Genomic DNA, 12,625 nt, shown 5'->3' with positions numbered 1-12,625 from the left:
GCAGGCGCAGAGCGCCGAGATCAGCAGCGCCCGCGAGGACGCGCAGCGGCAGATGGACGCACTGAGCGTGCATCTCGGCGAACTGCAGGCGCGCCTGGTTCGGCTGGATGCCCTCGGCGAACGTCTCACCGAGCTGGCCGACGTCGACCCCGACGAGTTCGACTTCTCCCTGAGCGTCGGCCAGGGTGGCGTCGACGAACCGCTGGAGGGCAGCGCCTATGCCCCGCCGTCGTTCATGGCGACGCTGGACGAACTGGCGGCACGCCTGGATACCCGCGAGCAGCAGCTCGAGGTGCTGGAGCAACTGCTCGCCGACAAGCACATCAGCCAGTCGACCTACCTGGCCGGCCAGCCGGTGCGCCAGGGCTACATCTCCTCGCCGTTCGGGCGCCGGGTCAATCCGGTGAGCGGCCGCCTGAGCATGCACAAGGGCATCGACTTCGCCGCGCCGGCCGGCAGCGACGTGGTGGCCGTGGCGGCGGGGGTGGTGACCTGGTCCGGGCGCAAGAACGGCTATGGCAACGTGGTCGAGGTCGGGCACGCCGATGGCTACACCACGTTGTATGCCCATAACCAGAAGAACCTGGTCGAGGTCGGTGACCTGGTCAAGCGCGGCCAGGTGCTGGCCAAGGTCGGCAGCACCGGACGCTCCACCGGCTACCACGTACATTTCGAAGTGATGAAGGATGGCCGGGTAATGAATCCGCAAAGCTTCATCGCACGCGCGTCTGTTTCCGAGTGAGCGACGCGCATTGATCTGCTGTACTTTTCTCATACCCGTTTCCGGGTAGAATGTTCCCTTTCATGCCGTTGATCGGCACGGGCCGCCGGATGGGTGAGCCTTCCATTCCCCACGTGTGGATGACCAAGTCGATATGTTTGCGCCTTTGTTGAAGAAACTCTTTGGAAGCAAGAACGAGCGTGATGTAAAGCGCATGGCCAAGGCTGTACAGGCCATCAATGCGCTCGAGCCCCAGATGGTGGCGCTCTCCGACGAGCAGTTGAAGGCGAAAACGGCTGAATTCCAGCAGCGCTACGCCAAGGGCGAAACGCTCGACCAATTGCTGCCCGAAGCCTTCGCCGTGGTTCGCGAGGCTGGCAAGCGGGTGATGGGCATGCGCCACTTCGACGTCCAGCTGATCGGCGGCATGACCCTGCACGACGGCAAGATCGCCGAAATGCGTACCGGCGAGGGCAAGACCCTGGTGGGCACCCTGCCGGTCTACCTCAACGCGCTGTCCGGCAAGGGCGTGCACGTGGTCACGGTGAACGACTACCTGGCGCGCCGCGACGCCAACTGGATGCGCCCGCTGTACGAGTTCCTCGGCCTCAGCGTCGGCGTGGTCACTCCCTTCCAGCCGCCGGAAGACAAGCGCGCCGCCTACGCCGCCGATATCACCTACGGCACCAACAACGAATTCGGCTTCGATTACCTGCGCGACAACATGGCCTTCAGCCTGGACGACAAGTTCCAGCGCGAGCTGAACTTCGCCGTGGTCGACGAAGTGGACTCGATCCTCATCGACGAGGCGCGTACCCCGCTGATCATCTCCGGCCAGGCCGAAGACAGCTCCGAGCTGTACATCAAGATCAACAAGCTGATCCCGCGTCTCAAGCGCCAGGTCGAAGAGGTCGAGGGCAAGCCGACCGAGGAAGGCCACTACAGCATCGACGAGAAGACCCGCCAGGTCGAACTCAACGAGCAGGGCCACCAGTTCATCGAGGACCTGCTGAGCCAGAACGGCCTGCTCGGCGAAGGCGAGAGCCTCTACTCGGCGCACAACCTGAGCCTGCTGACCCACGTCTACGCAGCGCTGCGCGCGCACACCCTGTTCCACCGCAACGTCGAGTACATCGTCCAGGGCGACCAGATCCTCCTGATCGACGAGCACACTGGCCGCACCATGCCTGGCCGTCGCCTGTCCGAGGGCCTGCACCAGGCCATCGAGGCGAAGGAAGGCCTGCCGATCCAGGCCGAGAGCCAGACCCTGGCCTCCACCACCTTCCAGAACTACTTCCGCCTGTACAACAAGCTGGCCGGCATGACCGGCACCGCCGATACCGAGGCCTTCGAGTTCCGCCAGATCTACGGTCTCGACGTGGTGGTGATCCCGACCCACCGGCCGATCGCGCGCAAGGACTTCAACGACCTGGTCTACCTGACCCAGGAAGAGAAGTACGCGGCGATCATCACCGACATCAAGCAGTGCCAGGCCCTCGGCCGGCCGATCCTGGTCGGCACCGCGTCGATCGAGAGTTCCGAGTACGTTTCCAAGCTGTTGCAAGAGGCAGGCATCGAGCACAAGGTGCTCAACGCCAAGTACCACGAGAAGGAAGCCGAGATCATCGCCCAGGCTGGCGCGCCCGGTTCGGTGACCATCGCCACCAACATGGCCGGCCGCGGTACCGACATCCTCCTCGGCGGCAACTGGGAAGTCGAAGTCGCGGCCCTGGAGAACCCCACCGAGGAGCAGATCGCCCAGATCAAGGCCGAATGGCAGAAGCGCCACCAGCAGGTGATCGAGGCGGGTGGCCTGCACGTGATCGCCTCCGAGCGCCACGAATCCCGCCGGATCGACAACCAGTTGCGCGGCCGTGCCGGTCGTCAGGGCGACCCGGGTTCCAGCCGCTTCTACCTGTCGCTGGAAGACAACCTGATGCGGATCTTCGCCTCCGACCGGGTGAAGAACTTCATGAAGGCGCTGGGCATGCAGTCCGGCGAGGCGATCGAGCACCGCATGGTGACCAACGCCATCGAGAAGGCCCAGCGCAAGGTCGAAGGGCGCAACTTCGACATCCGCAAGCAACTGCTGGAATTCGATGACGTAGCCAACGAGCAGCGCAAGGTGATCTACCACATGCGCAACACCCTGCTGTCGGCAGAGGACGTGGGCGAGACCATCAAGGAGTTCCGCGAGGAAACCCTCAGCGCCACTATCAACCAGCACATTCCGCCGCAGTCGCTGCCCGAGCAGTGGGACATCGAAGGCCTGGAGGCCGCGCTGTACAGCGACTTCGCCGTACGCCTGCCGATCCAGCAGTGGCTGGACGAAGACGACAAGCTGTACGAGGAAACCCTGCGTAGCAAGATCCTCGAGCAGATCGTCGCCGCCTACTACGAGAAGGAAGAGCTGGCCGGCGCCGAAGCCCTGCGCGCCTTCGAGAAGCAGATGCTGCTGCGGGTACTGGACGACCTGTGGAAGGACCACCTGTCGACCATGGACCACCTGCGGCACGGCATCCACCTGCGTGGCTACGCGCAGAAGAATCCGAAGCAGGAATACAAGCGCGAGTCCTTCACCCTGTTCCAGGAGCTGCTGGACTCGATCAAGCGCGACACCATCCGCGTGCTGTCCCACGTCCAGGTCCGTCGCGAAGACCCGGCCGAAGAGGAGGCCCGCCTGCGTCGCGAGGCCGAGGAACTGGCCAAGCGCATGCAGTTCCAGCACGCCGAGGCTCCCTCGATGGAGCAGGCCGTGGCCGGCGAGGAAGAAGCGCTTCCCGAGGGCCCGGCTCCGGTCGTGCCGCTCGAGCCTGTGCGCAACGAGCAGAAGATCGGCCGCAACGAGCCTTGCCCGTGCGGTTCCGGCAAGAAATACAAGCACTGCCACGGGCAGCTGGACTAAGCTTCCCGCCTGGTTCACCAACGCCGCGACCGGTCCTGCCGCTCGCGGCGTTTGTTCGAATTGGCGCCAGCCCGGCGCCGATGCGTTTTCCGTCACGCCGTCGCAGACGGCATCGAGTCCACTGTTTGGTAAAGGAGCGCGTTCCCATGGCTGTCGGTCTTGGCCCCCTGTCCACCCTGCACCCGGTCCCCGGTTTCGAACTCGGCATCGCTTCCGCCGGCATCAAGCGACCGGGGCGCAAAGACGTGGTGGTCATGCGCTGCGCCGAAGGCTCCAGCGTGGCCGGGGTGTTCACCCTGAACGCGTTCTGTGCCGCGCCGGTGACCCTGGCCAAGCAGCGTTTCCTCGGTGAGGTGCGCTACCTGCTGACCAATACCGGCAACGCCAACGCCGGTACCGGCGAGGCCGGCCTCGCCGCCGCCGCGCAAACCTGCGCCAAGCTCGCCGAACTGGCCGGGGTCGCCGAGACTTCGGTGCTGCCATATTCCACCGGGGTGATCGGCGAGCCCCTGCCGGTGGCCAAGATCGAGGCGGCGTTGCCTGCGGCCCTGGCCGACCTGGCCGAGGACCGCTGGGCCGAAGCTGCCGCGGGGATCATGACCACCGATACCCTGCCCAAGGGCGCCAGCCGCCAGTTCGTGCACGATGGCGTGACCGTGACCGTCACCGGGATCAGCAAGGGCGCCGGGATGATCAAGCCGAACATGGCGACCATGCTCGGTTATATCGCCACCGACGCCAAGGTCGCCCAGGGCGTGCTGCAGGATCTGTTGCGCGACGCCGCCAACAAGTCCTTCAACCGCATCACCATCGACGGCGATACCTCCACCAACGACTGCTGCATGCTGATTGCCACCGGTCGCGCGGCGCTGCCGGAAGTCACCCAGGCCAGCGGCGCGCTGTTCGCCGCGTTGAAGCAAGCGGTACTGGAGGTTTCCATGGAGCTGGCCCAGGCCATCGTTCGCGATGGCGAGGGCGCGACCAAGTTCGTCACTGTTCAAGTCAACGGCGGCGCCACCCACCAGGAGTGCCTGGATGTCGGCTATGCCGTGGCCCACTCGCCGCTGATCAAGACCGCGCTGTTCGCCTCCGACCCGAACTGGGGACGCATCCTCGCCGCGGTCGGACGTGCCGGCGTGGCCAATCTGGACGTGAGCAAGATCGACGTGTTCCTTGGCGACGTCTGTATCGCCAGCCGTGGCGGCCGGGCGGCCAGTTACACCGAGGAGCAGGGCGCGGCGGTGATGGCCCAGGCCGAGATCGGCATCCGCATCGAACTGGGACGCGGCACCTGCAGCGAGACCATCTGGACCACCGACCTGTCCCACGAATACGTGAAGATCAACGCAGAGTACCGCACCTGAAGCCAGGCATTCCGATCCTTCATCGATGGATGAAAATCGGGAATTTGCCATCGGTCCGTGCGCCTCTTAAGTTCTCTGGTGCATGGCCGTCCGCGTCGGGCGGCCGAAGAGGAGAGGCGCATGGCCCTGACCATCGTGATTGGCAATCGCAATGACTCGTCCTGGTCGCTGCGGGGCTGGCTGGCCCTGCGCATGAGCGGGGCGGCGTTCGACGAGATCCTCGTCCCGCTGGGGCGGCCCGATACCCGGGAGCGGATCCTGCAATATTCGCCGACCGGCAAGGTGCCCTTGCTGAAAAGCGAGGATGGCGACATCTGGGATTCCCTGGCCATCGCCGAGTACCTCGCCGAGCGCTTCCCCGAGGCCCACCTGTGGCCGCGCGGCGAGGCGGCGCGGGCGCTGGCCCGTTCGGTCTGCGCGGAAATGCACAGCGGTTTCGCCGCGTTGCGCGGCGAGCTGCCGATGGACCTGCGGCGCCAGCAGCCATTGGTGGAATTGTCCGAGGCGACACGACAGGATATTCAACGTATCTGCGAAGCCTGGGCGGATTGCCGGCGGCGCTTCGGCCAGGACGGTCCGTTCCTGTTCGGCCACGCCAGCCTGGCGGATGCGTTCTACGCACCGGTGGCGGCGCGTTTCCGCAGTTATGCGGTGGAATTGCCGGATATCGCCCGGACCTATGTCGAGACGATTTATCAGTGGCCTGCGTTCCGCGCCTGGTACGACGCGGCATTGCGCGAGCAGGCCGGTAGTTGATGGCCGTCCGCCGCTTCCGGCGGTGCGTGACGGCAGTAGCGAGGAGATGATCCGTGAAACGAGTACATGTCGCCGCGGCCGTGATTCGTGGCTCCGATGGCCGGGTGCTGATCGCCCGGCGGCCGGAAGACAAGCATCAGGGCGGCCTGTGGGAGTTTCCCGGGGGCAAGGTGGAGGACGGCGAGCCGGTGCGCGCGGCGTTGGCCCGTGAGCTGGAAGAGGAACTGGGCATCCGTGTCGAGCGGGCCCGGCCGCTGATCCAGGTTCGCCACGACTATGCCGACAAGCACGTCCTGCTCGATGTCTGGGAGGTCGACGGGTTTTCCGGCGAAGCCCACGGCGTCGAGGGCCAACCGCTGGCCTGGGTGGAGCCGCGCGAGCTGGCGGACTACGAGTTCCCCGCCGCCAACGCGCCGATCGTCCAGGCCGCGCGCCTGCCGGCGCACTATCTGATCACCCCGGACGGCCTGGAGCCGGGCGAGCTGATCAGCGGCGTACGCAAGGCGGTGGAGGCGGGCATCCGCCTCATCCAGTTGCGCGCGCCGAACATGTTCAGTCCCGAATACCGCGATCTCGCCATCGATATCCAGGGACTCTGCGCCGGCAAGGCGCAACTGATGCTGAAAGGCCCGCTGGAGTGGCTGGGCGACTTCCCGGCTGCCGGCTGGCACCTGACCTCCGCTCAACTGCGCAAATACGCCAGCGCCGGTCGGCCGTTCCCCGAAGGGCGCCTGCTGGCCGCCTCCTGCCACGACGCGGAGGAACTGGCCCTGGCCGCCTCGATGGGAGTGGAGTTCGTCACCCTTTCGCCGGTACAGCCGACCGAGAGCCATCCCGGCGAGCCGGCGCTGGGGTGGGACAAGGCCGCCGAACTGATCGCCGGCTTCAACCAGCCGGTCTACCTGCTGGGTGGCGTCGGTCCGCAGCAAGCCGAGCAGGCTTGGGAGCATGGAGCCCAGGGCGTGGCGGGTATCCGTGCGTTCTGGCCGGGCGGCCTTTGACGGTGGAATGAAGAAAAAAGGAGGCTTCGGCCTCTTTTTTTCGTCTCGATGCCGAGCCCTCGCTCGCCGTCAGTCCGGTTTTGCCGCCGCCTCCCAGAGAATCTCCGCCACGCCCTGGCGCCGGGCGATGGCGCGGGCGGCGACGAACAGCAGGTCGGAGAGCCGGTTCAGGTAGCGCAGGCCGACGCCCTCCAGCGTTTCCTCCTGGTCCAGCGCCTGGCAGCGCCGTTCGGCACTGCGCGCCAGGCTGCGGCAGACATGGGCCTGGGCGACCAGGCGGGAACCGCCGGGGAGGATGAAATTCTTCAGCGGGCCCAGCTCGTCGTTCCAGCGGTCGATGCAGCTTTCCAGGCGTGCCACTTCCGTCTCGTCCAGGGCCCGATACTCCGGCATCGCCAGCTCCCCGCCGAGGTCGAACAGGCGGTGTTGCACTGGCGCCAGCGCCTGGACGATCTCCTCCAGGCCGGGATGTGCGCCACGCGCTTCCAGCAGCTCGGCAAGGAGCAGGCCCAACTGGCTGTTCAATTCGTCCACCGCGCCGATCGCCTCGATGCGTGGATGGCTCTTGGGCACTCGGCGTCCGCCGGCCAGGCCGGTCTCGCCGCGGTCGCCGGTACGGGTGTAGATCTTCGACAAACGATTGCCCATGGTTTCAACCTTCCTCTTCGTCGCCCCGCCGCAGGCTGCTACCGGGTTGCGGCAGAGCGGGCGGCAGGGCCTTGGCTTGTGCCGGGGCGACCGCTTCGGAGCTTTCCAGCGGCAGGCGGATGCTGAAGCAGGTGCCGCGGCCCAGTTCCGAGCGTACTTCCATCTGGCCCTTGTGATTGTTGGTGATGATGAAATACGAGACGGACAGGCCGAGACCGGTGCCCTGGCCGACTTCCTTGGTGGTGAAGAACGGCTCGAAGATACGCTTGCGCACCAGTTCGGGCATGCCGCTGCCGTTGTCTTCCACCTGGACTTCCGCCCAGGGCGGCGTCAGGCGCGTGCGCAGGACGATCCGACCCTGTTCGCCTTCCTCTTCGTCGTCGCGCTGGTGGATGGCCTGGGCGGCGTTCTTCAGCAGGTTGAGCAGGACCTGCTCGACCTCGTTGGCGATCACCGGCACCGGGCCGAGGTTGGGGTCGAACTCGTGGACGATCTGCAACGACTTGAAGTCGAAGCCTTCGGCCAGGTCGAAGTCGTTGCCGGCGATTTCCACCGCCTGTTCGAGCAGTGCGGGCAGTTCGCAAGCGGTCATCTGCCGGTGGCTGCGGCGGCTGAAGGCGAGCATGTGGGTGACGATCTTCGCTGCCCGCGAGCCGGCGTGCTGGATGCCTTCCAGCAGGCGCGGGATGTCGCGGCCGTCGAGGTAGTGATTGATGTCTTCCAGCGGCACTCCGACCTCGGCCGCCAGCTCGACGTTTTTCGCCAGCTCCGGGGACAGGCGCCGCTTGATGTTCTGCACGTTGTGCAGGATCGCGCCGAGCGGGTTGTTGATCTCGTGGGCCATGCCGGCGGCGAGGCTGCCGACCGAGAGCATCTTCTCCGATTGCACCATCACTTCTTCCAGGCTCAGCCGCTGGGTGATGTCGTCGATGCGGATCACCGCGCCGCGGCCGGTGCCGCCCATCAGCGGGTAGAAGGTCAGGGCGTAGTGGCGTGGCGTGTCGATCAGCGCCCAGGTGACCCGTTCGACACGCTCCACGCTGTGCTTCTCGGCAGCCCGGGTGAGCTGCGGAAGGAACGGCTTGAGCGAGGGAAAGGCGAGGAACACCGGCTGGTTGACCGCATCGTCCAGGCTGGTGCCGGAAAGCTGGCTGGCCTCCTGATTCCACTGCGTGACGTAGAGTTGCTCGTCCACCGCGATCAGCGCCGAAGGCATGGAGTCGATGATGCTGTTGAGGTAGTGCTGGAAACCGGTGAGCTTCTTCTCGATCTTGCTGCGCACCTGCACTTCCAGTTCCAGCTTGCGGTTCGAGCGGCGGGTTTCCTCGGCCAGGCTCTGGGCCTGCTCGACCGCTTCCTGGGCATCGTCGCGGGCGCGCTTGAGCTGCTGCTCGCGGGCCTCGATGCGGGTCAGCATGGTGTTGAACGCGTCGGCCAGGCGGCCGATCTCGTCGCCGTTGCCGCGCTGGGCGCGGAGGGCGTAGTTCTCCTCGCGGGTGACCTGCCGCGACAGTTCCTCGAGATCGCGGATCGGCCGGGTGATCAGGCGGCGTATCTGCTGCGCCACCAGCAGCCAGAGCAGCACGCTGACGCCGAGGATCGCCAGGCTGGCGGTGAGGGTTCCGGTGTAGAACGCGCTCGGCAGTTCACCGCTGGCCACCAGCAGCAGGTAGCCGGGGCGGGCGTTTTCCTGGGGCAGTTCGATCAGCGCGTTGAGGCGGTACTCGCCGCGCCTCCAGTGCTCCAGGCGGTCCAGGCGGGCCGGCAGCTTGAGGGTGTCGCCGCGTTGCAGGTCGGCCAGCATCAGCCCATTGCTGTCGTACAGGGCCGCGGCGCGCAACGGCTGGTAATCGTTGAGCTGGCGCAGCAGGACCTCGGCGGTCTGCGGCGAACTGAGTGCCGGCTGGCTGAGCGCCGGGTTGGCGATCAGCCGGCCGATGGTCTGCATCGCCTGGGGGGCGACGCTCTCCTGGGAAATCCAGTAGGCGGCGCTGATGAACGCCAGGTTGGCCACCAGCAGCACGGTGGCCAGCAGGATCAGCAGGGCGGCGAGCAGTTTCTGCCCTACGGGCAGGTTGTCGAGGCGCTGGCGCAGGTTCATGGGCTCTGGCGGTCCGCGGCGAAAAGGAATGGCGGGCAGGGTAACGCGCTTTAGCGGTCGGGCAAACCGCGCTGGCGCAGATGGGCCTGGAGGCGGGCGAGCAAGGTTCCCAGGCGCGGCAGCGGTAGTCCCAGGCGCTGCCCATGCTGGCAGGCGTAGCCGAGCAGGTAGCCGATTTCCGTGCGCCGGCCGCGGGTGACGTCCTGATGCATCGAGGAATAGTTGGCCGCGGTGGCGTCGATCACCGCCCGGACATCCTCCAGCAGGCTCCTGGCGGCGGCGTCGTAGCCGCTGGCGTGGAGCAACTGGCCGAGTTCGTCGCAAAGCGCGGCGATCTCTTCCGGGTGCTGCCGCAGGCCGCCGTTGCGGCAATCGTGGAGGACGGTCAGCGGGTTGATCGCGCAGTTCAGGGCCAGCTTGCGCCACAGGCGTTCGAGGATGTCGTCGCTCCAGCTGTGCGGGATCCCGGCCTGGGACAGCTGCGCCAGCCAGGCGGGGGCGCTTGTGTCGCGCGGATCGCCGAGCCAGGTGTGCCCGCGGCCGGCGAAGACCACGCGGAAATCGCCATCGCGGAACGCGGCTTCGGTGCTGGAGGCGAACAGGCAGCGGCTGAGCGGCAGGCGGGCGGCGACCGCCTGCTGGCTGCCCAGGCCGTTCTGCAGCAACAGCAGTTCGGCGTTGCCGGCCAGGCGATGGGCCACGCTGGAGGCGGCTTCCTCCGCGTCGTAGGCCTTGCAGGCCAGCAGCAGGCGCTGGATGGGTTGCCCGCCGTCCGGGGTTTCCGCGGCGATCGGGTAGAGGCTGGCCTGGCCGTCTTCCACCAGGCTCAGTCCGCCGGCCTGTTGGTAGCGGCGCAGGCGCTGGCGGTCGCGCAGGATCAGGCGGACGGGCAGGCCGGCGCGCCCGAGGCGCGCGGCCCAGAGGCTGCCGAGGCTACCGGCGCCGAGGATATGCCAGGTCATGGTGGCTACTGCGAATGGCTGACGATAGAGCGAAGTCTAGCGCAGTGCCGGTAGCCGGCAGGTTGCGATCCTGCCGCTGGCATAGGCATCGGGCAACAGGGCCTCGGTGCGCTGCAGCAGTTCGTCGATGCCCAGCGGCAATGCCCCGCTGTCGAGGCCGAGCATGGCGATGCCGGCTTTCAGGCTGATGAAGCCTTCGCTGGTCTTGAAGGCCTTCAGGTTGAGCCCGTCGTGCAGCCGCTTGAAGCTGCTCGACGAGCATTCGTGCAGGTCCTCCACCAAGGTGATCAGGGCGAAATGCTGCTCGTCCAGGCGCACCAGCACGTCCAGCGGCCGGACCAGCTGTTGCAGGCGCCTGGCCACGCCGAGCAGCAGCTCGCGATGGAAGGCCTCGCCGTGCCGCTGGCGCAGGACCGGTGCCTCGGGCATGCCGACCAGCAGGTAGCACAGCGCTCCACCGCGGGTTTCCACCTGGCGCAGGCTGTCGGCCAGCTTCTGGCGCAGGTAGCGGGGATTGCCGAGGCCGGTGAGGGTATCCACCAGGTTGCGTTCTTCCATCCGCGCGATGTTTTCGGTGAGCAGGCGGTTTTCCACCAGCAACCGTTGCAGGGTGTTGCACAGGCGGTCGGCTGCGTAGATGCGCGGCACCAGTTGCTCGTTCATTGCGGCCTTGCTGACGAAGTCGTCGACGCCGCGGTCGAAGGCCTCGCCGAGGACGTTCTCGCCTTCCTTGCCGGTGAGCAGGACGATGTAGGTGTAGTGGTTGATGCTTTCGTCCAGTTGGCGGACCCGGGCGGTCAGTTCCAGGCCGTCCATCTCCGGCATCAGCCAGTCGGCCAGGAGCACGCTGACCGGGCGTTGTTCGAGCTGCTGCAGGGCCTCGCTGGCGCTGCTGGCGAAGCGGATGTCCTGGTAGCCGGCCTGGCTGAGGGCGCGGCCGATCATGGCGCTGGAAAACTTGGCGTCGTCGACGACCAGGATGCTGAGATCGGGGTTGGGCATGAACGGACTCGAGAAGAGGATGGGCGCCGGTACGCTGCCGGCAAGGGCCCGGTTCGTCGCGGGAGGCCGGGTCCCGGCCGCGGTCGCGCGCGCCATCGGGAAGAAATCGTCGGTCTCCGCCACACCGGCGGGCATTCGCTCGCGAGGGCTCGGTTATAATGGGCGGGCATTTTTTACCGTCAAGCCAGGCGCGGTTCCGTCTGTGAACCCTGTCGCGCCGTCCATCTGGAGAGATGACATGCCTTCGTTCGACGTGGTGTCCGAACTGGACAAACACGAGTTGACCAACGCCGTGGACAACGCCATCAAGGAACTGGATCGCCGTTTCGACCTGAAAGGCAAATGCAGTTTCGAAGCCAAGGACAAGTCGGTGACCCTCACCGCCGAAGCCGATTTCATGCTCGAGCAGATGCTCGACATCCTGCGTTCCAACCTGGTCAAGCGCAAGGTCGACAGCCAGTGCATGGAGATCAAGGATGCCTACCCGTCGGGCAAGGTGGTCAAGCAGGAAGTGAACTTCCGCGAGGGCATCGACAAGGACCTGGCGAAGAAGATCGTCGGCCTGATCAAGGAGCGCAAGCTCAAGGTCCAGGCCGCCATCCAGGGCGAGCAGGTGCGCGTCACCGGCAAGAAGCGCGACGATCTGCAGGAGGCCATCGCCCTGCTGCGCGGCGAATCCCTCGGCATGCCGCTGCAGTTCACCAACTTCCGCGATTGACGAGGTTTTTCGGAACCTCTCGCCATCCCGGGCATCGCAATAGGGAGTAGCGCCGCCGCGGCCTCTCCCGCGTTGTCCGCCCCTGTCGGCGCAGCGTCGGTTCGTCCGCGCTGCGCCGATTCGTATCCAGGCCCGGGAACGTCGGCCCACGGCGTCCGGGCAGGAATCTGCAAGCCCGTCCCGTTTCCGTTGCGGGAAGGGAGGGGTGTTTTTTCGAGAAATGGAGGTAATGCATGGAATTGAACTACGACCGACTGGTGCAGCAGACCGAGTCCTGGCTGCCGATCGTGCTGGAGTACAGCGGCAAGGTCGCCCTGGCGCTGCTGACCCTGGCGATCGGCTGGTGGCTGATCAACACCCTGACCGGCCGGGTCGGCGGCCTGCTCGCCAGGCGCAGCGTCGACCGCACCCTGCAGGGCTTCGTCGGCAGCCTGGTGAGCATCGTCC

Annotated in this window: 11 protein-coding genes; 7 read left to right on the top strand and 4 right to left on the bottom strand. The window is 66.4% G+C overall.

The window, feature by feature from the left end; genetic code table 11:
* From FFS27_RS18180 to FFS27_RS18155, 5 genes are all read left to right on the top strand, one after another.
* A partial coding sequence (locus FFS27_RS18180; RefSeq protein WP_137952128.1) for a M23 family metallopeptidase occupies positions 1 to 742 on the top strand: 742 nt, incomplete at its 5' end.
* Between the two features lie 133 nt (positions 743 to 875).
* Complete coding sequence (gene secA / locus FFS27_RS18170; RefSeq protein WP_003110155.1) at positions 876 to 3,626, top strand: preprotein translocase subunit SecA; 2,751 nt, start codon at positions 876 to 878, stop codon at positions 3,624 to 3,626.
* Positions 3,627 to 3,772: 146 nt separating this feature from the next.
* Entirely contained in the window at positions 3,773 to 4,990 is a 1,218-nt protein-coding gene (gene argJ, locus FFS27_RS18165) for a bifunctional glutamate N-acetyltransferase/amino-acid acetyltransferase ArgJ (protein WP_003110156.1), read from the top strand.
* Positions 4,991 to 5,110: 120 nt separating this feature from the next.
* On the top strand, positions 5,111 to 5,746 hold the full coding sequence (locus FFS27_RS18160) for a glutathione S-transferase family protein (RefSeq protein WP_003116203.1): 636 nt from the start codon (positions 5,111 to 5,113) through the stop codon (positions 5,744 to 5,746).
* 53 nt (positions 5,747 to 5,799) lie between these two features.
* Positions 5,800 to 6,747, top strand: coding sequence for a Nudix family hydrolase (locus FFS27_RS18155; protein ID WP_003110158.1), 948 nt, complete (start codon positions 5,800 to 5,802; stop codon positions 6,745 to 6,747).
* Positions 6,748 to 6,816: 69 nt separating this feature from the next.
* Here the strand turns inward: FFS27_RS18155 and FFS27_RS18150 are convergent, their stop codons facing one another.
* From FFS27_RS18150 to FFS27_RS18135, 4 genes are read right to left on the bottom strand one after another with little or no spacing between them, the layout of a single operon-like run.
* Complete coding sequence (locus FFS27_RS18150; protein WP_003094089.1) at positions 6,817 to 7,395, bottom strand: cob(I)yrinic acid a,c-diamide adenosyltransferase; 579 nt, start codon at positions 7,393 to 7,395, stop codon at positions 6,817 to 6,819.
* A 4-nt stretch (positions 7,396 to 7,399) separates the two neighbouring features.
* Positions 7,400 to 9,496, bottom strand: coding sequence for a sensor histidine kinase (locus FFS27_RS18145; protein WP_003106517.1), 2,097 nt, complete (start codon positions 9,494 to 9,496; stop codon positions 7,400 to 7,402).
* Positions 9,497 to 9,546: 50 nt separating this feature from the next.
* The gene (locus tag FFS27_RS18140; RefSeq protein WP_137952127.1) at positions 9,547 to 10,458 is read right to left on the bottom strand and encodes a putative 2-dehydropantoate 2-reductase; all 912 of its coding nucleotides are present in this window, start codon (positions 10,456 to 10,458) and stop codon (positions 9,547 to 9,549) included.
* 36 nt (positions 10,459 to 10,494) lie between these two features.
* Complete coding sequence (locus FFS27_RS18135) at positions 10,495 to 11,595, bottom strand: GGDEF domain-containing response regulator (RefSeq protein ID WP_003106524.1); 1,101 nt, start codon at positions 11,593 to 11,595, stop codon at positions 10,495 to 10,497.
* A 103-nt stretch (positions 11,596 to 11,698) separates the two neighbouring features.
* Here FFS27_RS18135 and FFS27_RS18130 point away from each other — a divergent pair, with 103 nt between their 5' ends.
* Both FFS27_RS18130 and FFS27_RS18125 read left to right on the top strand, forming a co-directional pair.
* The gene (locus FFS27_RS18130; RefSeq protein WP_003094081.1) at positions 11,699 to 12,178 is read left to right on the top strand and encodes a YajQ family cyclic di-GMP-binding protein; all 480 of its coding nucleotides are present in this window, start codon (positions 11,699 to 11,701) and stop codon (positions 12,176 to 12,178) included.
* 233 nt (positions 12,179 to 12,411) lie between these two features.
* Positions 12,412 to 12,625, top strand: a 214-nt coding sequence (locus FFS27_RS18125) for a mechanosensitive ion channel family protein (RefSeq protein ID WP_442962184.1), incomplete at its 3' end; no start/stop codon positions are given.

It is taken from the genome of Pseudomonas sp. 2VD, from assembly GCF_005503585.1.
GTDB classification, from domain to species: Bacteria; Pseudomonadota; Gammaproteobacteria; order Pseudomonadales; family Pseudomonadaceae; genus Pseudomonas; species Pseudomonas aeruginosa.
This window is presented reverse-complemented; position numbering and strand designations above follow the sequence as displayed.